The 25,325-nt window shown below is 36.1% G+C and carries 27 protein-coding genes; 19 read left to right on the plus strand and 8 right to left on the minus strand.

The genetic code is table 11. The annotated features are described in order from the left end of the window. Positions 1 to 47 precede the first annotated feature (47 nt). The 8 genes from BOQ62_RS20760 to clpB all read right to left on the minus strand — a co-directional run bounded on the left by BOQ62_RS20760 (position 48) and on the right by clpB (position 8,395). Positions 48 to 1,061, minus strand: coding sequence for a zinc metalloprotease (locus tag BOQ62_RS20760; protein ID WP_129042267.1), 1,014 nt, complete (start codon positions 1,059 to 1,061; stop codon positions 48 to 50). A gap of 364 nt (positions 1,062 to 1,425) precedes the next feature. After that, positions 1,426 to 2,439, minus strand: coding sequence for a zinc metalloprotease (locus BOQ62_RS20765; protein WP_129042268.1), 1,014 nt, complete (start codon positions 2,437 to 2,439; stop codon positions 1,426 to 1,428). 246 nt (positions 2,440 to 2,685) lie between these two features. After that, the gene (locus BOQ62_RS20770; RefSeq protein WP_129042269.1) at positions 2,686 to 3,327 is read right to left on the minus strand and encodes a response regulator transcription factor; all 642 of its coding nucleotides are present in this window, start codon (positions 3,325 to 3,327) and stop codon (positions 2,686 to 2,688) included. Then, positions 3,324 to 4,055 (minus strand): sensor histidine kinase, encoded by a 732-nt coding sequence (locus tag BOQ62_RS20775; protein WP_228414436.1) that lies wholly within the window; start codon positions 4,053 to 4,055, stop codon positions 3,324 to 3,326. Before BOQ62_RS20775 ends, BOQ62_RS20770 begins: the two co-directional genes overlap by 4 nt. A gap of 32 nt (positions 4,056 to 4,087) precedes the next feature. Beyond that, on the minus strand, positions 4,088 to 4,735 hold the full coding sequence (locus BOQ62_RS20780; RefSeq protein WP_129042271.1) for a hypothetical protein: 648 nt from the start codon (positions 4,733 to 4,735) through the stop codon (positions 4,088 to 4,090). Between the two features lie 20 nt (positions 4,736 to 4,755). Then, positions 4,756 to 5,307: a hypothetical protein gene (locus tag BOQ62_RS20785; RefSeq protein ID WP_129042272.1), complete on the minus strand. Its 552-nt coding sequence runs from the start codon at positions 5,305 to 5,307 to the stop codon at positions 4,756 to 4,758. 202 nt (positions 5,308 to 5,509) lie between these two features. Then, a complete protein-coding gene (locus BOQ62_RS22645) occupies positions 5,510 to 5,662 on the minus strand; it encodes a hypothetical protein (protein WP_164976812.1) in 153 nt (50 codons plus the stop codon). 138 nt (positions 5,663 to 5,800) lie between these two features. After that, complete coding sequence (gene clpB / locus BOQ62_RS20790) at positions 5,801 to 8,395, minus strand: ATP-dependent chaperone ClpB (protein ID WP_129042273.1); 2,595 nt, start codon at positions 8,393 to 8,395, stop codon at positions 5,801 to 5,803. Between the two features lie 371 nt (positions 8,396 to 8,766). On the opposite strand from clpB, the gene BOQ62_RS20795 reads away from it, so the two are divergent. From BOQ62_RS20795 to paaZ, 19 genes are all read left to right on the plus strand, one after another. Further along, positions 8,767 to 9,345, plus strand: coding sequence for a TetR/AcrR family transcriptional regulator (locus BOQ62_RS20795; RefSeq protein ID WP_129042274.1), 579 nt, complete (start codon positions 8,767 to 8,769; stop codon positions 9,343 to 9,345). A gap of 229 nt (positions 9,346 to 9,574) precedes the next feature. Then, positions 9,575 to 10,891, plus strand: a complete 1,317-nt coding sequence (locus BOQ62_RS20800; protein ID WP_129042275.1) for a phenylacetate--CoA ligase family protein — start codon at positions 9,575 to 9,577, stop codon at positions 10,889 to 10,891. Then, on the plus strand, positions 10,891 to 11,904 hold the full coding sequence (locus tag BOQ62_RS20805; RefSeq protein WP_228414422.1) for an FAD-binding oxidoreductase: 1,014 nt from the start codon (positions 10,891 to 10,893) through the stop codon (positions 11,902 to 11,904). Before BOQ62_RS20800 ends, BOQ62_RS20805 begins: the two co-directional genes overlap by 1 nt. Before the next feature lie 177 nt (positions 11,905 to 12,081). Next, positions 12,082 to 13,020: a 1,2-phenylacetyl-CoA epoxidase subunit PaaA gene (gene paaA, locus BOQ62_RS20810; protein WP_105684614.1), complete on the plus strand. Its 939-nt coding sequence runs from the start codon at positions 12,082 to 12,084 to the stop codon at positions 13,018 to 13,020. Between the two features lie 103 nt (positions 13,021 to 13,123). Continuing rightward, on the plus strand, positions 13,124 to 13,405 hold the full coding sequence (gene paaB, locus BOQ62_RS20815; RefSeq protein ID WP_129042276.1) for a 1,2-phenylacetyl-CoA epoxidase subunit PaaB: 282 nt from the start codon (positions 13,124 to 13,126) through the stop codon (positions 13,403 to 13,405). A 103-nt stretch (positions 13,406 to 13,508) separates the two neighbouring features. Beyond that, positions 13,509 to 14,258, plus strand: a complete 750-nt coding sequence (gene paaC, locus BOQ62_RS20820; protein ID WP_129042277.1) for a 1,2-phenylacetyl-CoA epoxidase subunit PaaC — start codon at positions 13,509 to 13,511, stop codon at positions 14,256 to 14,258. Further along, a complete protein-coding gene (locus BOQ62_RS20825; RefSeq protein WP_129042278.1) occupies positions 14,252 to 14,947 on the plus strand; it encodes a hypothetical protein in 696 nt (231 codons plus the stop codon). The genes paaC and BOQ62_RS20825 overlap by 7 nt, the downstream gene beginning before the upstream one ends. After that, complete coding sequence (paaD, locus tag BOQ62_RS20830; protein ID WP_185146814.1) at positions 14,944 to 15,408, plus strand: 1,2-phenylacetyl-CoA epoxidase subunit PaaD; 465 nt, start codon at positions 14,944 to 14,946, stop codon at positions 15,406 to 15,408. The genes BOQ62_RS20825 and paaD overlap by 4 nt, the downstream gene beginning before the upstream one ends. Before the next feature lie 142 nt (positions 15,409 to 15,550). After that, positions 15,551 to 16,351: an enoyl-CoA hydratase/isomerase family protein gene (locus BOQ62_RS20835; protein WP_129042280.1), complete on the plus strand. Its 801-nt coding sequence runs from the start codon at positions 15,551 to 15,553 to the stop codon at positions 16,349 to 16,351. Positions 16,352 to 16,386: 35 nt separating this feature from the next. Beyond that, a complete protein-coding gene (locus BOQ62_RS20840; protein WP_034695809.1) occupies positions 16,387 to 16,740 on the plus strand; it encodes a four helix bundle protein in 354 nt (117 codons plus the stop codon). Positions 16,741 to 16,780: 40 nt separating this feature from the next. After that, positions 16,781 to 17,911 carry a 3-hydroxyacyl-CoA dehydrogenase NAD-binding domain-containing protein gene (locus BOQ62_RS20845; RefSeq protein WP_129042281.1) on the plus strand — a complete coding sequence of 377 codons (1,131 nt, stop codon included), beginning with the start codon at positions 16,781 to 16,783 and terminating at the stop codon, positions 17,909 to 17,911. 270 nt (positions 17,912 to 18,181) lie between these two features. Continuing rightward, positions 18,182 to 18,490 carry a hypothetical protein gene (locus BOQ62_RS20855; RefSeq protein WP_129042283.1) on the plus strand — a complete coding sequence of 103 codons (309 nt, stop codon included), beginning with the start codon at positions 18,182 to 18,184 and terminating at the stop codon, positions 18,488 to 18,490. Positions 18,491 to 18,603: 113 nt separating this feature from the next. After that, the gene (locus BOQ62_RS20860; protein WP_262708376.1) at positions 18,604 to 18,912 is read left to right on the plus strand and encodes a hotdog fold thioesterase; all 309 of its coding nucleotides are present in this window, start codon (positions 18,604 to 18,606) and stop codon (positions 18,910 to 18,912) included. An 89-nt stretch (positions 18,913 to 19,001) separates the two neighbouring features. Beyond that, positions 19,002 to 20,207 carry a 3-oxoadipyl-CoA thiolase gene (gene pcaF, locus BOQ62_RS20865; RefSeq protein WP_129042284.1) on the plus strand — a complete coding sequence of 402 codons (1,206 nt, stop codon included), beginning with the start codon at positions 19,002 to 19,004 and terminating at the stop codon, positions 20,205 to 20,207. Between the two features lie 106 nt (positions 20,208 to 20,313). Continuing rightward, on the plus strand, positions 20,314 to 20,907 hold the full coding sequence (locus BOQ62_RS20870) for a transferase hexapeptide repeat family protein (RefSeq protein ID WP_129042285.1): 594 nt from the start codon (positions 20,314 to 20,316) through the stop codon (positions 20,905 to 20,907). Between the two features lie 84 nt (positions 20,908 to 20,991). Further along, positions 20,992 to 21,570: a transposase gene (locus tag BOQ62_RS20875; protein WP_129042286.1), complete on the plus strand. Its 579-nt coding sequence runs from the start codon at positions 20,992 to 20,994 to the stop codon at positions 21,568 to 21,570. Between the two features lie 57 nt (positions 21,571 to 21,627). Next, complete coding sequence (locus BOQ62_RS20880) at positions 21,628 to 22,455, plus strand: alpha/beta hydrolase (protein WP_129042287.1); 828 nt, start codon at positions 21,628 to 21,630, stop codon at positions 22,453 to 22,455. A gap of 65 nt (positions 22,456 to 22,520) precedes the next feature. Then, complete coding sequence (locus tag BOQ62_RS20885; protein ID WP_129042288.1) at positions 22,521 to 22,742, plus strand: hypothetical protein; 222 nt, start codon at positions 22,521 to 22,523, stop codon at positions 22,740 to 22,742. Between the two features lie 8 nt (positions 22,743 to 22,750). After that, entirely contained in the window at positions 22,751 to 25,246 is a 2,496-nt protein-coding gene (paaZ, locus tag BOQ62_RS20890; RefSeq protein WP_129042289.1) for a phenylacetic acid degradation bifunctional protein PaaZ, read from the plus strand. The last annotated feature ends 79 nt before the right edge of the window (positions 25,247 to 25,325 follow it).

Genomic DNA, 25,325 nt, shown 5'->3' on the forward strand with positions numbered 1-25,325 from the left:
AGTATCGGGATAGACTATTTTTATAACATTACAAATCAAGTTGTTAATTATCTTAAACCAGCTCTTGGTCCTGCAGCAGCTACTACAGCCTGCATTCTTGTTTTTTGATTGGCAGAGAACATTACCATAGATTTATCATCTACATAATCCATATAGTTCATGAACATCTGAGAACGGCTTACCCCTCCGCAAACTCTGTTTAGTGGGTATGTAGGATTTCCGTAGTTAGGGCCAGGAGAGGTAGGGGTATCATTAGAGTAATCTGTCTGGCATCCTGCATCAGAAGATCCCCAAAGGTGAGGCAGATTCAGGTAGTGTCCTACTTCGTGAGTAACAGTTCTTCCTAAATTGAATGGAGCAGAAGCACCTGTTTTCCCGATATACTGATACCCGATTACAAGACCGTCATACCATTGTCCTGCATTTTCAGGGTAATAGGCGTAACCTAATGTTCCAGGTTGGTTATTTTCGTCAAGGATCGAATTCACTACCCAGATATTCATGTTTTTATTTACATTAGTAGCATCAATACCTCCAGTACTTGCTTTTTTCATTTGCTCAAGATCAGATCTCCAGCCTGTTTTTGAATTTTGCTTACGATTAGTGGCTACCAGTTTGAAACGAATTTTTACATCACCAGCAGCTACGGGCTGAAATGCTGAAGGAATTTTATTGATGTCAGAATTTGTGGCACCATAATCAGCATTCAGTACTGCGATTTGTTCTGCAATTCTTGCATCAGAAACATTTTGTGCGGAAGTGTTGTAGATTACGTTAAAAACAACTGGGATTTCAACAGTTCCGTCTGCAAGAACTTTTCCAAGTTTAAGATTCTCAGCGAAGTTTTGAGTACGTGCTTCAATCTCTTCTGCTTTTAATCGTAGTGCAGGGTTTTTCTGTAACATTTGAGCTCTCAATTCTTCTGATGGACAGCTTCTTTTAAGAGCGCTTGGGGTTGTTGGCTCTTGGCCCTGAGGGGTTTCATTCTGATTGGTTAAGTTGTCAGTGTTACATGCCGACATAAGGCCCAGAACTAGGGCTCCAAATAGGAATTTTTTCATATCGTTATAATATAATTTGGTTGAGGGTGTGAAATTATATTATTTGAATTTAATATGCAAATAATTCGTAAAATATTTATTAAATTGATATGTTTTACTCTATTTGAGTGTTTTTAATTTAAAGTTATTGTAAAACGATTGAATTTTAATTAATTTAAACTATTTTGTTTTGTATTTCACGATTAAGTGTATTTTAAATGTAAATAATTTTTTATTTTTCGTTTTTTATAGAATTTTTTACTAAAAATAAAACTATAGATTCTTATCATAGTTTTCATAAACTACCGCTTAAACACTTTAATAATGGTAAAAAAGCCTATCTCAAAATCTGAGATAGGCTTTCTGTATTTAAAAAGATTTAATTTTAATAAACTCTTAATCCGGATCTTGCACCAGAAGAGGATGTTACAGACTGCATTTTTGTTTTTTGTCCCGCTGTAAACATATAGAGAGAACTGTCATTAGAATAATCCATGTAATTCATAAACATTACAGATCTTTTTACTCCATAGCAGGTGTTATAAAGAGGGTAGGTTGGGTTTCCACTATTATAATTTGTTTGAGTAGGTGTATCTGCAATTAAGTCATCACCACAATTGGTATCTCCCCAGATATGTCTAAGACCTAAATAATGACCCACTTCATGAGTAGCTGTTCTTCCCAGATTAAATGGCGCAGAAGCTCCAGTTTTTCCGAAATAAGGAGCGGCAATTACAACACCATCTTTCCATGTGCCCGCATCCTCAGGGAAGGTAGCGTATCCAAGAATACTTCCTTGGGTATCCGGCATGCTTCCAACAATCCAGATATTAAAATAATTGGTAGGATTAGTAGCATCAATTCCTCCTGTGGAAGCTTTTTTCATGGTATTGTTTACTCTGTCCGTTTTACTCCATGATGTTTTAGTAGTTGTTTTTCTTATGGTGTTTGTCAGTTTGAATCTTACTTTGACATCACCAGCTTTTACTCCCTGAAATTCTGCAGGGATCTGTGAAACATCACTGTTTGTACCACCATAGTCAGCATTCAAAATTGCAATTTGCTCTGCAATTCTCGCATCAGATACATTTTGTGCTGCGGTTTTATAGATTACATTAACAACTACGGGAATTTCGACAGTTCCATCCGCAAGAACTTTTCCTAAAGCAAGATTATTGGCAAATTTTTTTGCATTAGCTTCAATTTCTTCTACCTTTTGTCTGAGTGCTGGATCTTTTTGTAATGCCTCTTGTCTCATTTCCTCAGATGGACAAATTCTTTTGGAGGCCAGTGAAGAAGTTTCTGATTCAGGCTGTACTTCATTTTGGTTAGGAATGTTGTCATTGTTACAAGCCGTCATTAACCCGAGCATAAGAGCTCCGAATAATAGTTTTTTCATATCGTTATAATTTGGTTGAGGATGTGAAATTATATTATTTGAAATTAATATGCAAACAATTTCGTAAATTAATTACGAAATTGTTATTGTTTTTGAATTTTAATTGATTTTATTTCAATATTTTTTAATGTGTTTTGAATTTAAATCAATTACCGAAAATATAATGATGTGTTTTGTTGATATGTTGTTTTTTGATGAAATTATTTCGTTTTAATCTGGTTTTTAATGAATTTTTTAAAAAGGAAATTAGTTTGCAAAACCATTTTTGATCGCAAAAACTGCCAGCCCTACACGGGTCTTTAAATCCAGTTTTTCGCAAAGCTGATCACGATAGCTTTCTACAGTTCTTGGGCTGCAGCGCATTCTGTCCGCAATTTCTTTATAACTTAGTTCTGTGACTGTATATTTCAGGAATTCTTTCTCCCTGTCAGAAATTCTTATGGCGATTTCAGCCTCAGTTTCCTTGTTAAGATTAGAGAAAATGATTTTTGAAGCCCAGTCCGGATAAAAGAATCCGTCACTGTTTAGTCGGGTAAGTGCTGTTTCCAGATCTCTTGGATGGGTATTTTTCAAGAGATAACCTTTTGCTCCGCTTTTGATCATTTTAATCACGCTGTTGTCATCGCCCTGCATACTGAGAGCCATGACCTTAATACCGGGGTGATTTTTTGTAAGCCAGACTGCTGTTTCAAAACCATCCATAATGGGCATACTGATATCTAAAAGAATAATATCCGGAACAGGATTGCCCTCTTCAAGTTTTTGGATGAGGTCTTTGCCGTTTTCACATACGTAGATAACCTCAAATTCGTTAAAATTACCAATGATCCCTTCCAGCGCTTTCGCAATAAGTATATGGTCGTCAACAATTACAATAGATTTTTTCATGACTGTTTTTTTAAGATAATATGGAGTTGGGTTCCTGTATTTTCATGGCTTTCCATGCGAAAACTGGCACCTATAATTTCAGCTCTGTTTTTCATGTTGGTAAGCCCTATTCCGTTGGATTTGATCTGTGAAGTATCAAACCCTCTTCCGTCATCACGGATATTGAGTTCCCAAAGGATCTCATCAGAAGTATTCAGGCTGATAAAAATATTTTTACAACCGGAGTGTTTTATACTATTCTGAATAAATTCCTGTGTGATTCTGAGCAGCATATTTTTATGAACAAATCCTAAATCTAATTGTTTAAAACTATGTTCAAAACTAACATTGCATTTTTTAAAGGAGTTGGTATTGTCTACTTCCTCCTGGATAAGTGTTACAATTTCCTTTTGGTTAATGTTGTCATCCGTAAGTGTTTTAGACAAGCTTCTGAGATCCTGCAGAGACTGGTTGATAATCTGGGAAACCTGATCAATCCTTTCACTGGCTTCAGAAACTTTGTTTTCATAAAGCATCTGCTGTACATATAAACTTACCAGCGTAAGTTTTTGGCCGATATTATCATGAAGCTCCCGCCCGATCTGCTGCATGGTAGCCTGTTGAATTTCCAATTGGGTAGAAAGGAGCTCCCTTTGATGAAGTTCGTTTTTCATCTCAATTTCATTCAGATACTCTCTTTTTCTTTGTCTGTAATTCCGGATATAGATAAACACGGCGATTACAAACATCAAGAAAAAGATGTTGAATGAAATAATAGTTATTAAGAGCTCTGTTTTCCCCATATGAATGAACTTGCAAATAAAATATACATTACTGCTCCTGAAACCTGGAAGTATATAAAATAAATATCCCAAATATCAATATATTTCCACAGAAGAGAATTAAATGTCATAAATGGCTGATTGGCAATATAAAAAAGCGTTATTCCCAGATTGATATAAAACATCCTGTTTTTACTGAAATTGAGGATCTCGGATGAATTAACCTGTTTATAAAATTCCATAATCACAAGTCCCATTAAAAGTAAGCAGCCTACATTATAATTAAAAGAAAAGATGATTTTCTTTTCGGGAAAGAAAAGCCCCCTGAGGATATAGGTTAAAATATATATGCCTGTCAGAATGTAGAATAGTTTTACTTTCTTCAGAGATTCTTTTGCATACAGCCAATAAAAAAATATAAACTGCAACGGTATTACGAAATAGTTGTAAAAATTTATTCTGTCTATTTTAAGCGGTTTTTCTCCCCATTTTACTGCTGATTCACACAGAAAAATAAGAATGAGATAAATGGCCAGATATTTCCAGGGCTGCTTTTTTACACGGTTATAATAAACCAGGGAGATTATAGCGGCAAAGGCTTCTCCCCAATACATAAATGATGCAAAAATTTTTTGAATCTCAGTCATGCGGCTTTTAAGAATGGTAATTAATAAGATGTGCCCATTGGGGGAGCTGGTGGAATAAGAGTTCCACTGTTTTCTCCAAGACCGGTGTCGTCACCTTGGGGACCTCCATCACCATCACCGGATGGAGTAAAGTTGCGTGCATTTAATGCTAATTTTGAATTGTCTCCATTGGCTTGAAGAGTATTAAAATCAGAATCATAGGCGATACCATTTTCGCTTGTTTTTTTTATGGTTGGTATTAAAACCAACGTGTGCTTTTCAGCGTATTCCTGAGGTACCGGGTGAGATGCCATGACATCCCAGTTTTCAGTTTTAGGATAAGAAGCGTAGTAAAATCTGATTCCCAAGTCTGCTTCTGAAGCAGCAGGATTTACTTTTGCAACTTCTTCTTCAATTTTTGCGATGAAACTTTTTAATTTCGGAAGATCAAACCAAATAGAATGAGCGTCCTGTATTCCTAGAGCAGTGTTAATTGCTGTTAAGTGATTTTGACGGTAATTATCGATCAGAGCCTGGATAAGGCTGTTTGACATTATTCCAGGTTGTAGTGGATTGTTTGATTCTGTATTCATAGCTTAGTGGTTTACGGTAAAACTCAATTAATATGCAAATCTCGGAAAAATATGCTAGAAAATGTATTCGTAAATAGGGAATTATACTGTTATTTTTACCGTGTTTTTACGGATTGTATGTAAAGTATAATAATTTAGATCCTACTCATAGGAGAATTCATACTATAAAAAAGCGGAGAAATGTTTTTTCTCCGCCTGTTCTTTAAATACATGGATATTTTTTCCAATCCCTGCAGACAAGTCCAGATGTACAGCAAAGACCTTGAGGACAGCTCCAGTCCTCACCGCATGCAATTGGGAACGGTTCAATTCCTCCATCAATTTTCTTTAATTCATTTCTTTTTAACTTTTTCATGTTGATTTTGTTTAAGTTATTAGAGTAGTAAATATAATTATATTTCACGCAATAAGGATAAATTAGGTGAAAAAATAAGTGCTGCAGATTATTCTACAGCACTTATTCACAAAAACTATGTATATGAAAAAAACTATTTTATTGTTCGGTAGGTCTGAAAACCAACCCTGTTTCTACAAAGTAATCCAGAGTGATTCTATCTCCATCATTTACATTTCCTGCAAGAATTTCTTTAGACAGTTTGTTTAATACCTCCTGTTGGATCACTCTTTTCAGTGGTCTTGCTCCGAAGGCCGGATCATATCCTTTATTCATCAGATAATCTACCGCATCCTGAGTGAAAGTCATGATAATGTTTCGTTTTGATAACATTTCATTAAATCCTCTCAACTGATACTGTACGATTTTTCCGATTTCTTTTTTTCTTAAAGGCTGGAAAAGTACAATCTCGTCAATTCTGTTCAGGAATTCCGGACGAAGGGTTTGTTTTAAAAGATCAAAAACTTCATCTTTTGTTTTATCCACAATTTCATCCTGGTTTTCCTCAGTAAGGTTTTCAAAATTCTCCTGAATAAGGTGGGAACCTAAATTCGAGGTCATAATGATAATTGAATTTTTGAAATTCACCACTCTTCCTTTATTATCCGTCAAACGTCCATCATCCAATACCTGAAGTAATGTGTTGAACACATCCGGGTGTGCTTTTTCAATTTCGTCTAAAAGCACAACAGAATAAGGTCTTCTTCTAACCGCTTCCGTCAATTGTCCACCCTCATCATAACCTACATATCCCGGAGGAGCTCCTACCAATCTTGAAACACTGTGACGTTCCTGATATTCACTCATATCAATTCTTGTCATATTGTTTTCATCATCGAATAAGAATTCCGCTAATGCTTTTGCCAGCTCGGTTTTACCTACCCCGGTTGTTCCCAGGAATAAGAATGAACCAATAGGTTTTTTATCATCGCTCAATCCGGCTCTGTTTCTTCTGATAGCATCAGCAACCGCCTGAATTGCCTCATCCTGTCCTACCACTCTGTGATGCAGCTCAGATTCAAGATTCAGTAATTTTTCTCTTTCAGACTGTAATAATTTGGTTACAGGAATGCCTGTCCATTTACCAATCACCTCAGAGATGTTTTCTGCAGTAACTTCTTCTTTAATCAGTTCGTTCTGATGATTCTGCATTTCCAGCTCCATTTTGCTGAGCTCTTCTTCTTTTTCACGAAGTTTTCCGTATTGGATCTCCGCTACTTTTGCATAATCTCCTGCTCTGGAAGCTCTTTCTGCTTCATGTTTCAGAGATTCAATATCTTTTTTGATCTGGGTAAGATCTTCACTTTTCTGTTTTTCTTTCAGCCATTTGGCATTGATCTCATTTCTCTGTTCAGAAATTTTGGCAATATCCTCCTTCAAATGATCAATTTTTGTCTGATTACCTTCTCTTGAAATGGCTGCCAGTTCAATTTCCAGCTGCATCAATCTTCTGTCCAGAACATCTAGCTCTTCCGGCTTGGAATTGATTTCCATTCTAAGCTTTGCAGAAGCTTCATCAATAAGGTCAATCGCTTTATCCGGTAAAAAACGGTCTGAAATATATCTTTGAGACATTTCCACCGCCGCAATAATTGCCTCATCTTTAATCCTTACCTTATGATGAGCTTCATATTTGTCTTTAATACCACGAAGGATAGAAATGGCAGATTCAGTATCCGGTTCTTCCACCATTACTTTCTGGAAACGTCTTTCCAACGCTTTATCTTTTTCAAAATACTTTTGATATTCATTAAGCGTAGTCGCTCCGATCGCTCTTAATTCTCCTCTTGCCAAAGCAGGCTTTAAGATATTGGCTGCATCCATTGCTCCTTCGCCACCTCCGGCTCCTACCAAAGTGTGGATTTCGTCAATGAAAAGAATAATCTGTCCATCAGACTTAATCACTTCATTCACTACGGATTTTAAACGCTCTTCAAATTCACCTTTATATTTTGCTCCGGCGATCAGAGCTCCCATATCCAATGAGAATAACGTTTTATCCATCAGGTTTTCAGGAACGTCACCACTAATAATTCTGTGGGCAATTCCTTCAGCAATGGCTGTTTTACCTACACCCGGTTCCCCGATAAGGATTGGATTATTTTTAGTTCTTCTGGAAAGGATCTGTAAAACCCTTCTGATTTCCTCATCACGTCCGATTACGGGATCCAGTTTCCCTTCTGCTGCTAACTCGTTAAAGTTTTTAGCATATTTATTTAAGGATTGATAAGTTTCTTCCGAGCTTGCAGAAGTAGCTTTGCTTCCTTTTCTTAATTCTTTAATAGCGCCTTCCAATAGGTTTTTGGTTACGCCCATATCTTTCAGCATTTTGGAAACTTCTGAACTTGTTTCCAAAAGAGATAGCCATAAGTGCTCAATCGTTACATATTCATCACCCATTTTCTTAGCGATATTGGGTGCATCCAGCAATACTTTATTGGCAGATTGTGAAAGATAAATGTTTCCTCCCTGTACTTTGGAAAGTTTCTCTAAATTTTCACGGTTGCGCTCTCTTACTAAATTGGCATCTGCTTCAGATTTCTTCAGTAGGAAAGGCGATATATTTTCATCCACCTGGAAGATACCTTCAAGGAGATGTTGAGGTTCGATACTTTGGTTGCCCAGTTCCATAGCAACCTGTTGTGCTGCCTGGATGGCTTCCTGTGATTTTACAGTATATTGGTTTAAGTTCATATTTTATATATTTTTGGTAATGGTTCGTTTAAAATTTCGTTTTAAAAAAACATCAAGAAACCAAATTCTGAGGCTCAGTTTCTTAATGCCATCAATTATTTAATCATTTATTCGCTGACTGTATCGCAAAAACTGTTCAATTATTAAATTTACAAAAAAATAGGACAAATTTTCCGGATATTGTATTTTTAACGGAAATTTAACTTGACAAAATTTCCGATTTCGTAATTATTTCTTTGAAATCCATGAACAAAAAGTCATAACAAGATAAAATAATCAAAGATTGAAACCGAGAGTGATAAGTCTTTTTTCTTTTTATGGTCAAAAAATGAACATTTTGAATCAGAATAATTACTTTTGCATTTTACCAAATGGAACTAAAAGAAAAACAAAGAAAAATATTAGACGTAGCAGTAGAACTTTTCAAGGAGAAAGGTTATATGGGAAGTTCTGTAAGAGACCTGGCTACGAAACTCAATATCAAAGCTGCATCATTGTATGCACATATCCGTTCAAAGGAAGAAATTCTTGAATGGATTTGTTTTGGCATTGCTCAGGAGTTTTTCGATGAACTTCAGGAAGTGAAAAATACCAATATCGCTCCAAGGGAAAAATTGAATCTCTTATTGGATAAGCACTTATCCGTTGTTCTTAAAAACCGTGATGTTACTCATATTTATTCCAATGAATGGAAACATCTTGAAGAAAGGCTTGCCGAATTTGTAGAATTAAGAAAAAACTACCAGCAGGAAGTTGAAGAACTGATTTCTGAGATCTACAAAGCTGAAAACTGGGAACTGAAATCGCCGTCATTTACCACAAGATTTATCCTTCATACATTAAATAACTCTTATTTTTGGTTCAAAAGAAGCAGCGATTCTACAGATGAAATTACAAATGAAATAAGAGATAAGATTCTTTTTGGACTGCTTGGAAACCAGAAAAAATAATCACTCTGTTTACCTCGAATCTAGCAATAAATCTGAATATTTTCAAAGATTCTTCACTACATTTCTTCACTATGTTTGCAAACTTTCAGTGTGTGCTTAGAATGGCATAGTGCATAATTTTAACCATCTTTCTTATTTAGAATCATTCAAAATATGACAAAAGTCATAAAAATTTTGCCAGCTTCCAAAATCTTTTTAAATTTACACCTAACAAATGTTAGTTAGTTTTATGGATTTTTCAGTTGAATATCTGGAGCTGGGTCAGTTGAGACAGCTTCAATCCGACCGGTTGATCAGCCTGATCAGCTATTTGGGAGAGAAGTCGGAATTTTATAAAAAGAAATTTGATGAATTGCAAATATCTCCGCAGGATATAAGGTCGATTGAGGATATCGCTAAACTTCCTATTACTTACAAGCAGGATTTAAGAGATAACTATCCGTTCGGATTATTTACCGTTCCGAAAAGTGAGCTTCAGCGTATTCATTGCTCAAGTGGAACCACGGGAAAACCGACTGTGGTAGGATATACCAAAGAAGATGTAGACCTTTTCAGTGAAGTCGTGGCAAGATCGTTACACGCCGCAGGAGCAAGACCAGGAATGCAGTTACATAACGCTTATGGGTATGGAATTTTCACCGGAGGTTTAGGGCTTCATTATGGAGCCGAAATGTTGGGCATGAGTGTTCTTCCTATTTCTGGGGGAATGACGGCAAGACAGGTAGATCTGATTGTAGATTTTAAACCGGAAGTGATATGCTGCTCTCCTTCATATGCCTTAACGATTGCAGATGAGTTTGCAAAAAGAGGAATTGCTGCAGAGGACATCAGTCTAAAATATGCAGTATTAGGTTCAGAGCCATGGACGGAGATTATCAGAGGCCACATTGAAGAAAGATTAGGCGTTCATGCAACCAATATTTATGGATTAAGTGAAATTATTGGCCCGGGAGTTTCCATGGAAGATTTTGAAGAGAAAGGAGGAGCTTATATCTGGGAAGATCATTTCTATCCTGAGATTTTAGACCCGGTTACCAAACAGCCGGTTCCTTTTGGAGAAGAAGGCGTATTGGTGATTACCACTTTAACCAAAAAAGCAATGCCGCTTTTGCGTTACTGGACAAATGATATTACAAGCCTTTACTACGATGAAAATGCCAAGAGAACGATGGTGAAAATGAAGCCGATCGTTGGAAGGGCAGATGATATGCTGATCGTAAGAGGAGTAAACGTATACCCAAGCCAGATTGAAGAAGCTTTTTCTTATGTAAAAGGAGTAGTTCCTAACTATTATCTGACTCCTGTAGAAAAAGAACAGATGTGTATTGCTTTGGATATTGATGTGGAAATAGATGATGAATTGGTAAAATCTCAAAAAATAGAATCAAATACCGATGATTATTTTAATTTTGTCGGGAACTTTGGAAAAAACATAGAAAACGAAATAAAAAAGAGGGTGGGGATTACTACGAAAGTAAAAGTTCATGCTCAGGACAGCCTGCCGAAGTGCGAAGGTGGAAAAATTAATAGAATACTAAAAAAATAATGAATTCATTTTATAAACTTAAAACAGTTAAAGTTCAGAAAGATACTTCCGAAGCAGTAAATGTAGCGGTAGAAATCCCTGAAGAACTGAAAGATAAGTTCAGATTCAAACAAGGGCAGTATCTGAATTTCCGAATGATGATCAACGGAAATGAAGAAAGACGTTCTTACTCTATCTGCAACGCTCCAAGTGAAAAAGGCAATACGCTGGAAGTATTGGTGAAGTTGCTTGAAGGCGGAAAAGTATCAGGGTATTTCAATGAACATCTTCACATGGATGAAGTGCTGGAAGTAATGCCACCAATGGGTGGTTTCAATACTTCTTATCACCCGACAAACGTAAAGACTTATGTTGGTCTGGCTGCAGGAAGTGGAATTTCCCCTGTTTTATCCAATATTAAAGAAAGCCTTTATCAGGAACCGAATTCAAATGCTTATTTGTTCTACAGCAATAGAAGCATGAATCATGTGATGAAAAAAGGTGAGATCGATAAATTGGTGGAATCTTTTAATGGCAGATTGAAAGTTGTTTATTTAGTAAGCCGTGAAAAACATGAAGATCCGATTTTTGAAGGAAGAATTTCTCCTGAAAAATTAGATTTACTGTTTGAAAGATATACCGATATTGATGTAAAAGATGCAACCTATTTCATTTGCGGACCTTCGGAAATGATCAAAGGGATTGCAGATTATCTGAAAAAAGATAAGAAAGTTCCTGCTATTCAGGTTCTTTTTGAATATTTCACCGCTCCGGATGAAGAAAATACGGAGGAAATGAGTGATGAATTCAAGGCAATTGCCAATATTGAAAGTATGGTAACGGTAATCATTGATGATGATGAATATTCGTTTCACCTTAATTCTAAAAAAGAAAGTATCTTAGATAAAGCATTGAAAGATCAGCTTCCGGTTCCTTTCGCATGTAAAGGAGGCGTTTGCTGTACGTGTAAGGCGCAGGTTTTGGAAGGAGAAGTTTTCATGGAAAAAACTATGCACTTACCGAAGAAGAAGTAGCCAGAGGCTTCGTTCTGACCTGTCAATGTCACCCTACAACCAATGTGGTGATGCTTAATTATGATGTTTAAGACAATTTGAAAATGAGAAATGTGCTAATTTGAAAATGCCATTATCGTGTTTAAAATTTCCGAATTCTCAAACTATCAAATTATTTAATTTTCAAATTCAAAAAAGATGGACTTAGAAAAATTTGTTCAATACGTTCACGAAGAAAATAAAGTAGAACCAAAAGATGTAATGCCAGATGATTACAGAAAATTATTGGTTCGTCAGATTTCACAGCACGCTCATTCCGAGATTGTAGGAATGTTGCCGGAAGCGAACTGGATTTCCAGAGCGCCTTCATTGAGAAGAAAAATGGCTCTTTTAGCGAAAGTTCAGGATGAAGCAGGTCACGGCCTATATCTTTATTCTGCCACTGAAACGTTAGGAGACGGAAGCATCAGAGCAGACAGAGATGCTACTTATGATGATATGCTGGAAGGAAAAGCAAAATATTCAAGTATTTTCAACTATCCTACCTTAAGCTGGGCAGATATCGGTGCCATCGGTTGGTTAGTAGACGGTGCTGCAATCATGAACCAGGTAATGCTTATGGGGAACTCTTACGGCCCTTATTCAAGAGCAATGGTAAAGATCTGTAAGGAAGAATCTTTTCACCAAAGACAAGGATATGAAATTTTGATGGCATTGTGCCGTGGTACAAAACAACAGAAAGAAATGGCTCAGGCTTCGTTAAACCGTTTCTGGTGGCCGGCTCTAATGATGTTCGGACCTAATGATGACAGTTCGCCAAACTCTAAAATCTCTATGAACTACAGAGTAAAAAGAGAAAGTAACGATAACCTTCGTCAGAGATTTATTGATGTTACTGTTTCTCAGGCTGAATTCCTAGGATTAACCATTCCGGATAAAGATTTAAAATGGAATGAGGAAAGACAGCATTATGATTTCGGAGAACTTCCTTGGGATGAATTCATGGAAATCTTAAAAGGAAACGGACCTTGCAACAAAAAGCGTATCGAAACGAAGAGAAAAGCGCAAAGAGAAAATTCTTGGGTAAAAGAAGCTGCAGCAGCTTTTGCGGAAAAACAACAAAAAGAAGTAATATAATTTAATGTATTAATTTGAAAATGTGCTGATTTGAAAATGTAACTACTCCAGATTAATTTTCAAATTAACTTATTCTCAAATTTTCAAATTCTCAAATTACAATATGGCAAATTTAGATATATGGGAAGTGTTTATTCAAACTAAACCGGGGTTATCTCATAAACACGTTGGAGTTGTACAGGCACCAACAGCAGAAATGGCTTTGCAGAACGCAAGAGACGTTTATACAAGAAGAAAAGAAGGAACTTCTGTTTGGGTCGTTCCAAGCAAATATATTGTGACTTCAGAAGGGGTGGATAAAGAAGCATTCTTTGATCCGGCTGATGATAAACTATACCGTCACCCAACGTTCTACGAGATTCCAAACGACGTAAAAAATATGTAATAAAGAATAGACTTGGAGATCATAGACCAAAAGATAATAGACAAAGCATTGAAGTCTATTTTCTATCTGTCTATAATCTATTTGTCTTAAAATGTATTAAACAATGAACCCATTATATAATTATTTATTAAAACTAGCAGACGACAGTTTCATTATGGGACAACGTTTGTCTGCGTGGTGCGGTGAAGGTCCTTACTTAGAGGAAGATATTGCGTTGACGAATATTGCGTTGGATGAACTAGGTCAGGCTAACAACTTTTACGTTTATGCTTCAAGAGTGATTGACAACGGAAAAAGTGAAGATGATATCGCATTTTTAAGATACGAACATGAATATGTGAATGCCCATTGGGTAGAACTTCCTAATGAAGATTATGCACAGACTATTCTGAAAGTATATATATTGTCTGTATACCAGAAACTGATGTATGAAGCATTATCAAACTCTGCTAATGAAGAATTGGCTGCCATTGCTCAAAAATCATTAAAAGAAGTAAGATATCATTATACTCACGCAGCATCATGGATGAAAATCTTTGCTCAGGGAACGGAAGAAAGCCGTGGACGTTTGGTAAAAGCTATTGAAAATATCTGGGAATACACGAAAGGTCTTTTTGCTAAAACAGAAGGTGAAGATGACCTTGTTGCTTTAAATATTGCTCCCAATGCAGACGCTCTTTACGAAGAATTCCTTGCAATTACCAAGAAAGACTTTGCCGATTTCGGTTTAGAATATCCTGAAAATGCTTTCATGCAGCCAAAATCAAGAACAGGATATCATACAGAATATTTCGGATTTATTCTTTGTGAGCTTCAGTATATGCAGAGAGCATATCCTGGGTGTTCTTGGTAATAAAAACCTATGAAGAGGTTTATCATTTTTTATTATTTAGTTTAATTGTCTCATCTTGTTCAAAGAAGCAGGAAAAAACGAAAGTAATTAAAAATATCTCAGATTTAAATGAACTGTTTCATTTAAAAAACTATAAGACTCAGGTTAGAATGAAAGTTAATGATTCTATAGATCATATAACGGCTCAATGGCATAATTTCACTTTAGCAGGCGATTTCGATACTAAAATGAATAATAGAACAGGAATCTGGACTTTGAAAAATAAATTGGATTCTAAGGAAGTTCTGATTGATTATATTATTTTTAGTAAGGGTGATGTCTTTAAAAATCAAATTATTTTTAAAGAACACAATAAAATTGATTCTTCTAAAAGTAAATTTTATATAGCAAAAGAAAAATCCTTTAAACATATACTATTAAAGTTCTTTTCACCCACAATAGAGCAGGAAGTTTCAAAAGAAGCGAAAGTTGGATATAGAATATTAAGGGGTTCAAAAGTTCTAAAAGATGATTCTTTAGCTTACAAAAACAATAAAGATGGAGTTTATCTTACTAATATAAAATTTGATTTTCAAAAGGGAGATAAACTTGCAGGCGCTTTTAGTGAGTTTGTAATGGCAAAAAGTCCTAGTAGTAAGGATAGTCTTATAATGGGAAATAATTCAATATATTTTATAGAAAGATTTTGAAAAACCTTTTAGATTTATTAAAAACAATTCCCGATCCGGAAATTCCGGTAATCAATATTGTGGAATTAGGAATTGTAAGAGAAGCGAAAATTACTAGCGAAAATTCTTGCGAAGTAATCATTACACCTACTTATTCTGCCTGTCCAGCCATGTTTACCATTGAGGAGGACATTATTAAAATGATGAAAGAAAACGGATGGGATGCGAAAGTGGTAACCAAGATGTTTCCGATCTGGACAACAGACTGGATCACCGATGAAGCGAGAGAAAAACTTCGTGTTTACGGAATCACACCTCCTGAAAAAGGAGCAGACGAACACCACATCGGGAAACCGAAAAAATGCCCTCGTTGCGGTTCTGAGCATACCAAGCAGATCAGCAGATTTGGATCTACCTTGTGCAAGGCATCTTATCAGTGTTTGGACTGTCTGGAGCCGTTTGATTATTTTAAATGTCATTGATGGGTTATTAATCAATCCACAACAAACTTTACGGCTATGCAAAGCATAACGAAGGAATTGTTAGAATGTTAAATTATTAGAGGGTTACATTAATTTATATTGTTAAATTAGTGCGTTGTTAAATAATAAATTAATAAAAACTATGTATACACAACTTGATATTGAAACGCATTTTGACGGGAAGCTTAAAATCGCATATCTGAATCAACCTGAAACCATGAACGCCCTTACCAAGCCGGCTTTATCGGATCTTAAAGATTTTGTTAAAGAATGCAGCGAAGACGAAACGGTAAGATGTGTGGCCATTTCCGGAAGAGGAAGAGCATTTTGCTCAGGTCAGAATCTGGATGAAGCTTTTGTGGTAGGCAGAGAACACCATGATCACGACATCATCAGAAAAATTGTGGTAGACTATTATAACCCTTTAGTATTGGAAGTTACCCGTTGTAAAAAACCGGTTATTGCTTTAGTAAATGGTCCTGCAGTAGGAGCTGGAGCGATGCTGGCTTTAATTTCTGACTTCGTTTTAGCGAATGAAAAAGCGTATTTTGCTCAGGCATTTTCAAATATCGGATTAATTCCTGATACAGGAGGAACTTACTTCTTACCGAAGCTTTTAGGTAGACAATTAGCCAATTATTTAGCATTTACAGGTAAAAAATTATCTGCAGAAGAATCTAAAGCGCATGGCCTTGTAGCAGAAGTGTTCACTGAAGAAGAATTCGTTCCAAAATCTATGGAAATTCTTGAAAGAATGGCGAACATGCCGACAGCGGCAATCAAACTTACGAAAAAAGCCTTTGCCAATTCTTATACCAACACATTGAAAGAGCAGCTTGAACTGGAAGGAGATCTTCAGCAGGAAGCAGCAGGCACAGAAGACTTCATTGAAGGAGTAAATGCCTTTTTACAGAAAAGAAAACCTAATTATAAAGGAAAATAATTAATTTGAAAATGAGTTAATTTGAGAATTTGAAAATGAGAAATGACAAAGAAAATATTATTGTAAATAAGACTTTTGATTTTGCACTCAATATTATTGAGTTTTCAGAAGATTTATACGAGGATAAAAAATTTCCTTTGGCAAATCAAATTTTTAAATCAGGAACTTCGATTGGAGCCAATGTTAGAGAGGCTCAAAATGCAGAAAGTAAGGCAGATTTTATTCATAAATTAAAAATTGCAGCTAAAGAAGCTGATGAGATAGAATATTGGCTTTTGCTGTGCTTAAAGTCTCCATATTTGAAATCTCCAAACGAAAAATTAATGTCTGATTTAAAGGAAATTCTATTAATTCTGTCTAAAATTATTTCAAGTTCAAAATTAAAATAATTTTCAAATTAACTCATTTTCAAATTTTCAAATTTAAAATATGAATGTAGGAATTATCGGTGCCGGAACCATGGGAATCGGCATTGCACAAGTAGCCGCAACGAACGGATGCAAAGTTTGGGTGTATGACGCCAACGCAAAACAAGTAGAAACGGCAACGGTAGGTTTGGAAAAAACCTTGACCAAATTGGTTGATAAACAAAAAATTTTGGCCGAGAAAATGACTGAAATTTTAGCTAATATTTCCATTGCTACAGAATTGAAGGATTTCAAAGATTGTGAACTCATCATTGAAGCCATCATCGAAAACAAAGAGATCAAAACCAAAGTGTTTACAGAACTTGAAAACTATGTTTCAGAAAGCTGTGTTCTCAGTTCCAATACCTCATCTATTTCTATCACCTCTCTGGGTGCAGAACTCAAGAAGCCGGAGCGTTTCATCGGAATTCACTTTTTCAATCCGGCTCCATTAATGCCTTTAGTGGAAGTTATTCCATCCTTATTAACAGAAAAAACTTTAGCAGAAAAAATATACAACCTCATGAAAGAATGGGGGAAAACTCCTGTTATTGCCAAAGATATTCCAGGATTCATTGTCAACAGAATTGCCAGGCCGTATTATGGAGAAGGCTTGAGAATTGTTGAAGAAAACATCGCCACACCGGAACAGGTGGATGAAGCCATGAAAACATTGGGTAACTTCAAAATGGGACCTTTTGAATTGATGGACCTTATTGGAGTGGATGTCAACTTTGCGGTAACAACTACCGTTTACAAAGACTATTTCTACGATCCGAAATACAAACCGTCTTTACTACAGCAAAGAATGTCTGAAGCCAAACTTCATGGCAGAAAAACTGGAAAAGGTTTCTACGATTACAGTGAAGGAGCAGAAAAACCTGTAGCTCAAAAAGATGATGCCTTATATCAGCAAATCTTTTTAAGAATTATATCAATGCTGATCAATGAAGCTGTTGAAGCCAAAAGATTAGGAGTTGCCAATGACGAAGATATCGAACTGGCAATGCAGAAAGGAGTTAATTATCCAAAAGGATTATTAAGCTGGGGCAAAGAAATCGGGTATGCAAAAATTTCAGAAACCCTTCAGAATCTTTACGAAGAATATCAGGAAGAAAGGTACAGACAAAGTCCTTTGCTGAGAAAACTATAAAGATTAACAGCATATTTATTATGAGTAGGTCAAGGAGGAAAACTCCCATAACAGGAGTTACAACTGCAGTGACAGAAAAGGAAAATAAAAGAGATGCCAATCGAAAATTAAGAAGGTTGAACAAAATCAAAATCCATAAAAGAGATTATGATTTATTTCAATTAAGAGAGATCTCAAATGTATGGGGGTTCGATAAAGATGGTAAATATTATGTCAAAAATCCCAGCAAAAGATCTTTAATGAAGTAAATGGAAAAAGAGATAAATTTTCATGAATATAGATGAATTCAGAGCAGAGCTGGAGACCAGACTTTTAATTGAGAAACAGTATTTAACTCAGGAAGCTTCCGCTGTTGATAAGCAGGAAAGACTTGAGCTATTGGGTAAGTTTAATGAAAAATATAAAGAGTTGATCAAAAGATTAGCCAACGAAAATGGAATTGATTTAAACGCTTCCTATCCCTCTGAAAATTCATCAGACTCAGAAAACCTTTCATACGAACAGATTATTCTTGGGAAAACCATGAGTGTTTACGACAGATTATCAGATGAGCTGTATGAAGAAATAACAAACATATAATTAATAGAAATGAATCCAAGACAAGTAGCAGATTATATGTTCAATCAGGATTATTTTCCCAATGGATGAATATCAAGATGATTGAAGTAAAAGAAAATTACTGTTTAATAGAAATGCCAATTAAGAAGGATATGCTGAATGGACTTAAGACAGTTCACGGTGGAGTTACCTTTGCTTTTGCAGACTCTGCGCTGGCATTTTCCTCCAACAATACCGGAGATGCTGCAGTAGCATTGAACTGTATCATCAACTTTACCAAAGCAGGAAAGGAAGGCGATGTTTTCAGAGCAGAAAGTGTTTTGGTCAATAATACAAGAAAAACAGCTGTTTATGACATTCAGATTACCAATCAAAACAAAGAACTGATTGCAAAATTTGTAGGAACAGTTTACAAAATCGGAAAAAAAGTAACAGAATTATAATAAGCAGTAAGCTTGAAGCAATAGGCAGTAAGCTTTTTTGAAGCTGATAGAGCCTGCTGCATATAGCTTAAAGCCTAAAGCAAATAAAAATGAACAACGTATACATCATAGACTATGTGAGAACCCCCATTTCAAAATTACAGGGAGGGTTATCAGAAGTAAGAGCTGATGATTTAGCAGCTATTGTGATCAAAGAAGTGGTAGCAAGAAATCCTGAAGTTCCTGTAGAGGAAATTGAGGACGTTATTTTCGGATGTGCCAATCAGGCAGGTGAAGATAACAGAAACGTTGCAAGAATGGGACTTTTACTGGCAGGTCTTCCTTACAAAATTGGAGGAGAAACAGTCAACAGACTCTGTGCTTCCGGAATGTCTGCTGTAGCCAATGCATTCCGTTCCATTGCTGCTGGAGAAGGAGAAATTTATATTGCAGGAGGAGTAGAGCATATGACACGTTCTCCTTATGTGATGTCAAAGCCAAGTGCTGCTTTCGGAAGAGACAGCCAGATGTTTGATACTACTTTCGGATGGCGTTTCATCAACCCAAAAATGAAAGAAATGTATGGGGTTGACGGAATGGGAGAAACTGCAGAAAATTTAGCGGATATCCACCAGATCAACAGAGAAGATCAGGATAAATTTGCCCTTTGGTCTCAGCAAAAAGCTACAAAAGCTCAGGAAAGCGGAAGACTGGCAGAAGAAATTGTAAAAGTTGAGATTCCTCAGAGAAAAGGAGATCCAATCGTTTTCGAAAAAGATGAATTCATTAAACCTACTTCATCTATGGAAGGATTGGCAAAACTTCGTCCGGCTTTTAGAAAAGAAGGAACTGTAACTGCTGGAAACGCTTCCGGAATGAATGATGGAGCAGCTGCTTTAATTTTAGCAAGCGAAGAAGCTGTCAAAAAATATGGGTTGAAACCAAAAGCAAAAATTCTGGGATCTTCCGTAGCAGGTGTAGAACCAAGAATTATGGGGATCGGACCTGTAGAAGCTGCCCAAAAATTATTGAAACGATTAAACCTTTCTCTGGAAGATATGGATATCATTGAATTAAACGAAGCATTTGCAGCACAAGCTCTGGCTGTCACCAGAAGTTTAGGTTTAAAAGATGATGACACAAGAATAAATCCGAACGGAGGTGCTATTGCAATTGGCCATCCACTGGGAGTTTCCGGAGCGAGAATCGTAGGTTCTGCAGCAATAGAACTTCAGAAACAGAATAAAAAATATGCATTGTGTACCCTTTGTATCGGTGTAGGACAGGGATATGCAATGGTCATCGAACGAGTTTAATTTGAAAATGTGCTAATTTGAGAATTTGAAAATGATATTCAATATAATTTAAGTTAGCTCATTAATTTCCAAATTATCCCATTCTCAAATTTTCAAATTAAAAAATATGAACATCTACTCATACCACGGGATTCGTCCCATTATAAAGAAATCTGCTTACATTCATCCGCAGGCAGTCATTATCGGGAATGTAGAAATAGGTGAAGAAGTTTATATAGGTCCCAACGCCGTAATTCGTGGTGACTGGGGAAAAATTATCATTAAAGATGGAGCTAACGTACAAGAAAACTGTACCCTTCACGTTTTCCCGAATATAGAAACCATATTAGAAGAATCAGCACACATTGGACACGGCGCAATTATCCATTCGGGACATATTGGGAAAAATTGTCTGATCGGGATGAACTCGGTGGTAATGGATAAAGCTTACATCGGCGACGAAAGTATCGTTGGAGCATTAGCTTTTGTACCCGCAAACTTCAGATGTGAGCCAAGGAAACTGGTTGTGGGAAGCCCTGCAAAAGTGATTCGTGATGTTTCTGATGAAATGATTCACTGGAAAACAGAAGGAACAAAACTATATCAGGAGCTGGCAAGAGAAGGAAAAGAAGCTATTCTGCCTTGTGAACCTTTTACAGAATATGTTCAGCAGATTCCAACCAAAATTGTAGATTACAGCATCTGGGATGATATAAAATAATGACCATTACAATTAAATATATACAAGAAAACCTAACAGGTTTCTAAAACCTGTTAGGTTTAAAATTTTAATATCGGATTTAAAATGATTAATACAGAAAATTTTGAATTTGAAGGTACATATCACATTTTCTCTCATGTAAATGGGACTGAAGTTATTTTTCGTGAACCATCAAATTATCAATTTTTTCTGGAAAAAGTAGAAAAATATATTCTTCCGGTCGCTGATATTTATGCTTATTGTCTATTACCTAATCATTTTCATTTGTTGTTAAGATTTAAGAATTTTGATGATGTGAATAGTGAAAATGAGCATCAGTTTTTAATGAAGCATTTTGGTAATTTATTGAATGCTTATGCTAAAGCTTACAACAAAAAATATAATAGAAAAGGAGCTCTTTTTCTGAATGCGGTAAAAAGAAAGAAAATATCTGATGAAAAATATTTATTGAAAGTTTTCCATTATATCCATAATAATCCGGTTAATCACGGATTTGTAAATAAAATTGATCAATGGAAGCATTCTTCATATAATTCATATGTAAATCCTGAAAAAGAAAGTAAATTGAACAGAAAGGGAATCATGCAGTATTTTGATTCGGTAGAAGTTTTTAGAAATTATCATAAGTCTATTATTGAATATGATTTTTTAAATTTTGAATAATTGCTAATAATCAAACCTAACGGGTTTTTAAAACCCGTTAGGTTTAACAAAATAAATATGATTAAAAAAATTGCGCTTGCATGCAGTATAATGTTTGCGGTAGGTTGTACGCTAACAGCACAGACCGTTACTACAAAACCGCTTACAATAGGAGAAGTGAGGACCATTAAGTCCAAAACATTAAATGAAGACAGAACGCTGAATATTTATCTTCCACAGGGATATGATAAAACAAAATCATACCCGGTGATCTACTTGTTAGATGGAAGTATGAACGAAGATTTTATTCACGTGACAGGGTTAGTACAATTCTTTAATCAGATGTATTCCATGCCGGAAACCATTGTGGTAGGAGTTGCTAATGTAGACAGAAAAAGAGATTTTACTTTTCATACGGATTTAAAAGACTTACAGAAAGACTATCCTACAACAGGGCATTCTGATAAGTTTATTGAATTCGTTGAAAAAGAACTAAAGCCTTATGTGGAAAGCCAGTTTAAAACAACAGAAAAATACCTTTTCGGTCAGTCTTTGGGAGGACTTTTGGCAACAGAAATTCTTTTGAAGAAACCGGAAATGTTCAATAACTATTTTATCATCAGTCCAAGTTTGTGGTGGGATGATGAAAGTCTTTTAAAACAAGCTCCACAACTGCTTTCAAAATCTCCGGATACGAAAAAGTTTGTCTATGTTTCTGTTGGAAAAGGAGAACACCCTCTAATGATAAAAGATGCTGAAGCTTTCTATGATGTTTTGAAAAAAGCAGGAAAGAAAAACTGGACATTGGAATATAAAATGATGGAAACAGACAATCATGCAACCATTCTTCACAGAAGCTTATATGAAGGATTAGTGAAAATGTTTCCTTATCAGGAACCGAAATAAATCAGTTCCAGTTGATGAATGTTCTGAAGAAATACTGGATCATAATATTGATTTTTATAATCGTTATGAATATTCTAGGGCTTTATATGGTAAAAGAGTCAATAGGAATTTCAGATGCTTTGGAACATGTTGAATCAGATGAGGTAATTGCTAAGCTAGAACGTAAAGATTATTTCTATACATTATTTGTTGAAATCGTCATCATTTTAGACGGCTGGCTTTCACTTTTTATCCCTTATTTGATTATTAGAAACTTTATTAAAAAGATTAATCTAAGCAAAAAGTAAAAAACTATATGGAAAAGTTAAAAAACTATATCTACGGACAATGGGTAGAAGGAACCGGAACCGGAGTTCCTTTGTACAACGCCGTTACAGGAGAACAGGTAGCTGTTTCCGATACAGAAGGGCTTAATTTTGAACAGGCTCTAGACTACGGAAGAACCGTAGGATATAAAAACCTTTCTTCAATGACTTTCTACGACCGTGGGGAAATGCTGAAAAAAGTAGCTCTTTATCTGTTAGAAAGAAAGAAAAAATACTATGATCTATCATACAAAACAGGAGCTACTCACGTAGATTCATGGGTAGATATTGAAGGAGGTTTCGGAACTTTCTTTACCTATTCAGGATTGGCAAAAAGAATGCTTCCCAATACTTCATTTTGGGTAGATGGAGACACTCAGAAAATTTCTGCAAACGGAACTTTCTTAGGAACTCATATTTTGACACCTAGCGAAGGAATTTCTGTACAGATCAACGCCTATAACTTTCCGGTTTGGGGAATGTTGGAAAAACTATCCACTTCCTTATTGGCGGGTGTTCCTTCTATTGTGAAACCTTCTCCTTTCGGATCTTATCTTACCAATGCGGTATTTCAGGATATGATTGAAAGCGGAGTATTACCTGAAGGAGCTGTGCAGTTAGTCTGCGGAGAACCAGGAAATATCTTAGATTATGTACAGGACGGAGACTCTGTATTGTTCACAGGTTCAGCCAATACAGGAAGAAAGTTGAAATCACTTCCTTCTATTGCAGGAAATGCGGTTCGTTTCAACATGGAGGCAGATTCCCTGAACTGTTCAATTCTTGGATTGGAAGCAAAACCGGGAACTCCTGAATTCGATTTATTTATCAAAGAAGTTCGTAATGAAATGACAACAAAAGCAGGGCAGAAATGTACTGCTATCAGAAGGATTATCGTTCCTGAGCATTTAATCGGTGACGTTCAGAATGCTTTGTCTAAAGCTTTGGATCAAACAAAAATCGGAAACCCATTAAGCAGAGAAACCAAAATGGGATCTTTAGTAGGAAGACAGCAGTACGAAGAAGTTCTGAGAAAAGTAAATATTTTAAAATCAGAAACAGAACTTGTCTATGACGGAAAACACGAGCTTGTAGATGCTAACTATGAAAATGGAGCATTTATGAGTCCGAAATTATTCCTGAACGACAAGCCTTTCGAAAAAAATATCTCTCACGATGTAGAGGCTTTCGGGCCGGTATCTACATTAATGCCGTATAAAGATGCTGAAGAAGCAGCTGCACTGGCAAAAAGAGGAAAAGGAAGTTTGGTAGGATCTATCATTTCTCTTGACGAGAATTTTATCGCAGAAACTTCCTGGAAAATGGCTTCTCAACATGGAAGAATCTTTGTACTGAACAGAGATAATGCCAAGGAAAGCACTGGTCACGGTTCACCGCTTCCTACCTTAATGCACGGAGGTCCTGGTAGAGCAGGTGGCGGAGAAGAAATGGGCGGACTGAGCGGTCTTCATTTCTTCCTACAGAAAACAGCAATTCAGGGATCACCGGATGTGTTGAAAGCAATTACTAAGATCTATCAGCAGGGAGCAGAGAAAAAATTCTCAGATAAACATCCTTTCCAGAAATATTTTGAAGAAGTTGAAGTAGGAGACTCTTTAGAAACTGCGGGTAGAACAGTTACCGATGCAGATATCGTCAACTTCTCCAATGTTTCATGGGATCATTTCTATGCTCATACAGATGCTACAAGTTTAACGGGTACTATCTTTGATAAAACTGTTGCCCACGGATATTTCATCCTTTCAGCAGCAGCAGGATTATTTGTTTCAGGGAAAAAAGGGCCTGTTATTGCTAATTACGGATTGGAAGAATGTAGTTTCTTTAAACCTGTATACGCGGGAGATACCATTACGGTGTATTTAACAGCAAAAGAAAAAATCAACAGAGGAGTAAAAGGAAGAAATATTCCTTCCGGTGTTGTAAAATGGCTGGTTGAAGTAGTGAATCAAAGAGATGAGGTCGTGTGTGTAGCAACAATTTTAACATTGGTGGCAAAACAATCTCCTTTCATTGATCTGAATGTGAAAAACGTTCAGAAACTATTGAATGGATTAACGGAAAGTACTCCTTCTCTTTGGGGGAAAATGTCTCCACAGCAGATGTTAGAACATCTTGAGCAGGCGGTATTGGTGAGTTTTGGAGAGCCCGAAGCAGAAAAATGCTTTACTCCGGAAGAAAATCTTGAAAAATGGCAGGATTCTCTTTACAACCACAGAGCAATGCCAAAAGAATTTACAGCTCCATTCCTTCCGCAGGATGGTTCCCTTCCGGAACTTACCCATAAAAACCTGGAAGCAGCAAAACTGTCATTCATAGATAACGTAAAGAAATTTGTGATCTATTACAAAGAAAATCCACAGGCAGAACACATGAACTACGTATTCGGAAAACTCAACAAAGAAATGTGGGAACTGATGCACAAAAAGCATTTTACGCACCACTTCCAACAGTTTGGATTGATTTAATTCATAATAATGATAAAATTTCCCCTTCAGACTAATACTGAAGGGGATTTTAATTTGGCAGAAAATACTTAAATTCATA

Source organism: Chryseobacterium sp. CH21 (assembly GCF_004119445.1).
In the GTDB taxonomy this organism is placed as follows: Bacteria; Bacteroidota; Bacteroidia; order Flavobacteriales; family Weeksellaceae; genus Chryseobacterium.

Excerpts from the sequence above, each read along its gene's own strand:
- BOQ62_RS20760 (WP_129042267.1), bottom strand. The coding sequence starts at position 1,061 with ATGAAAAAATTCCTATTTGGAGCCCTAGTTCTGGGCCTTATGTCGGCA.
- BOQ62_RS20765 (WP_129042268.1), bottom strand. The coding sequence starts at position 2,439 with ATGAAAAAACTATTATTCGGAGCTCTTATGCTCGGGTTAATGACGGCT.
- BOQ62_RS20770 (WP_129042269.1), bottom strand. The coding sequence starts at position 3,327 with ATGAAAAAATCTATTGTAATTGTTGACGACCATATACTTATTGCGAAA.
- BOQ62_RS20775 (WP_228414436.1), bottom strand. The coding sequence starts at position 4,055 with ATGTTTGTAATCGCCGTGTTTATCTATATCCGGAATTACAGACAAAGA.
- BOQ62_RS20780 (WP_129042271.1), bottom strand. The coding sequence starts at position 4,735 with ATGACTGAGATTCAAAAAATTTTTGCATCATTTATGTATTGGGGAGAA.
- BOQ62_RS20785 (WP_129042272.1), bottom strand. The coding sequence starts at position 5,307 with ATGAATACAGAATCAAACAATCCACTACAACCTGGAATAATGTCAAAC.
- BOQ62_RS22645 (WP_164976812.1), bottom strand. The coding sequence starts at position 5,662 with ATGAAAAAGTTAAAAAGAAATGAATTAAAGAAAATTGATGGAGGAATT.
- clpB (WP_129042273.1), bottom strand. The coding sequence starts at position 8,395 with ATGAACTTAAACCAATATACTGTAAAATCACAGGAAGCCATCCAGGCA.
- BOQ62_RS20795 (WP_129042274.1), top strand. The coding sequence starts at position 8,767 with ATGGAACTAAAAGAAAAACAAAGAAAAATATTAGACGTAGCAGTAGAA.
- BOQ62_RS20800 (WP_129042275.1), top strand. The coding sequence starts at position 9,575 with ATGGATTTTTCAGTTGAATATCTGGAGCTGGGTCAGTTGAGACAGCTT.
- BOQ62_RS20805 (WP_228414422.1), top strand. The coding sequence starts at position 10,891 with ATGAATTCATTTTATAAACTTAAAACAGTTAAAGTTCAGAAAGATACT.
- paaA (WP_105684614.1), top strand. The coding sequence starts at position 12,082 with ATGGACTTAGAAAAATTTGTTCAATACGTTCACGAAGAAAATAAAGTA.
- paaB (WP_129042276.1), top strand. The coding sequence starts at position 13,124 with ATGGCAAATTTAGATATATGGGAAGTGTTTATTCAAACTAAACCGGGG.
- paaC (WP_129042277.1), top strand. The coding sequence starts at position 13,509 with ATGAACCCATTATATAATTATTTATTAAAACTAGCAGACGACAGTTTC.
- BOQ62_RS20835 (WP_129042280.1), top strand. The coding sequence starts at position 15,551 with ATGTATACACAACTTGATATTGAAACGCATTTTGACGGGAAGCTTAAA.
- BOQ62_RS20840 (WP_034695809.1), top strand. The coding sequence starts at position 16,387 with ATGAGAAATGACAAAGAAAATATTATTGTAAATAAGACTTTTGATTTT.
- BOQ62_RS20845 (WP_129042281.1), top strand. The coding sequence starts at position 16,781 with ATGAATGTAGGAATTATCGGTGCCGGAACCATGGGAATCGGCATTGCA.
- BOQ62_RS20855 (WP_129042283.1), top strand. The coding sequence starts at position 18,182 with ATGAATATAGATGAATTCAGAGCAGAGCTGGAGACCAGACTTTTAATT.
- BOQ62_RS20860 (WP_262708376.1), top strand. The coding sequence starts at position 18,604 with ATGCCAATTAAGAAGGATATGCTGAATGGACTTAAGACAGTTCACGGT.
- pcaF (WP_129042284.1), top strand. The coding sequence starts at position 19,002 with ATGAACAACGTATACATCATAGACTATGTGAGAACCCCCATTTCAAAA.
- BOQ62_RS20870 (WP_129042285.1), top strand. The coding sequence starts at position 20,314 with ATGAACATCTACTCATACCACGGGATTCGTCCCATTATAAAGAAATCT.
- BOQ62_RS20875 (WP_129042286.1), top strand. The coding sequence starts at position 20,992 with ATGATTAATACAGAAAATTTTGAATTTGAAGGTACATATCACATTTTC.
- BOQ62_RS20880 (WP_129042287.1), top strand. The coding sequence starts at position 21,628 with ATGATTAAAAAAATTGCGCTTGCATGCAGTATAATGTTTGCGGTAGGT.
- BOQ62_RS20885 (WP_129042288.1), top strand. The coding sequence starts at position 22,521 with ATGAATATTCTAGGGCTTTATATGGTAAAAGAGTCAATAGGAATTTCA.
- paaZ (WP_129042289.1), top strand. The coding sequence starts at position 22,751 with ATGGAAAAGTTAAAAAACTATATCTACGGACAATGGGTAGAAGGAACC.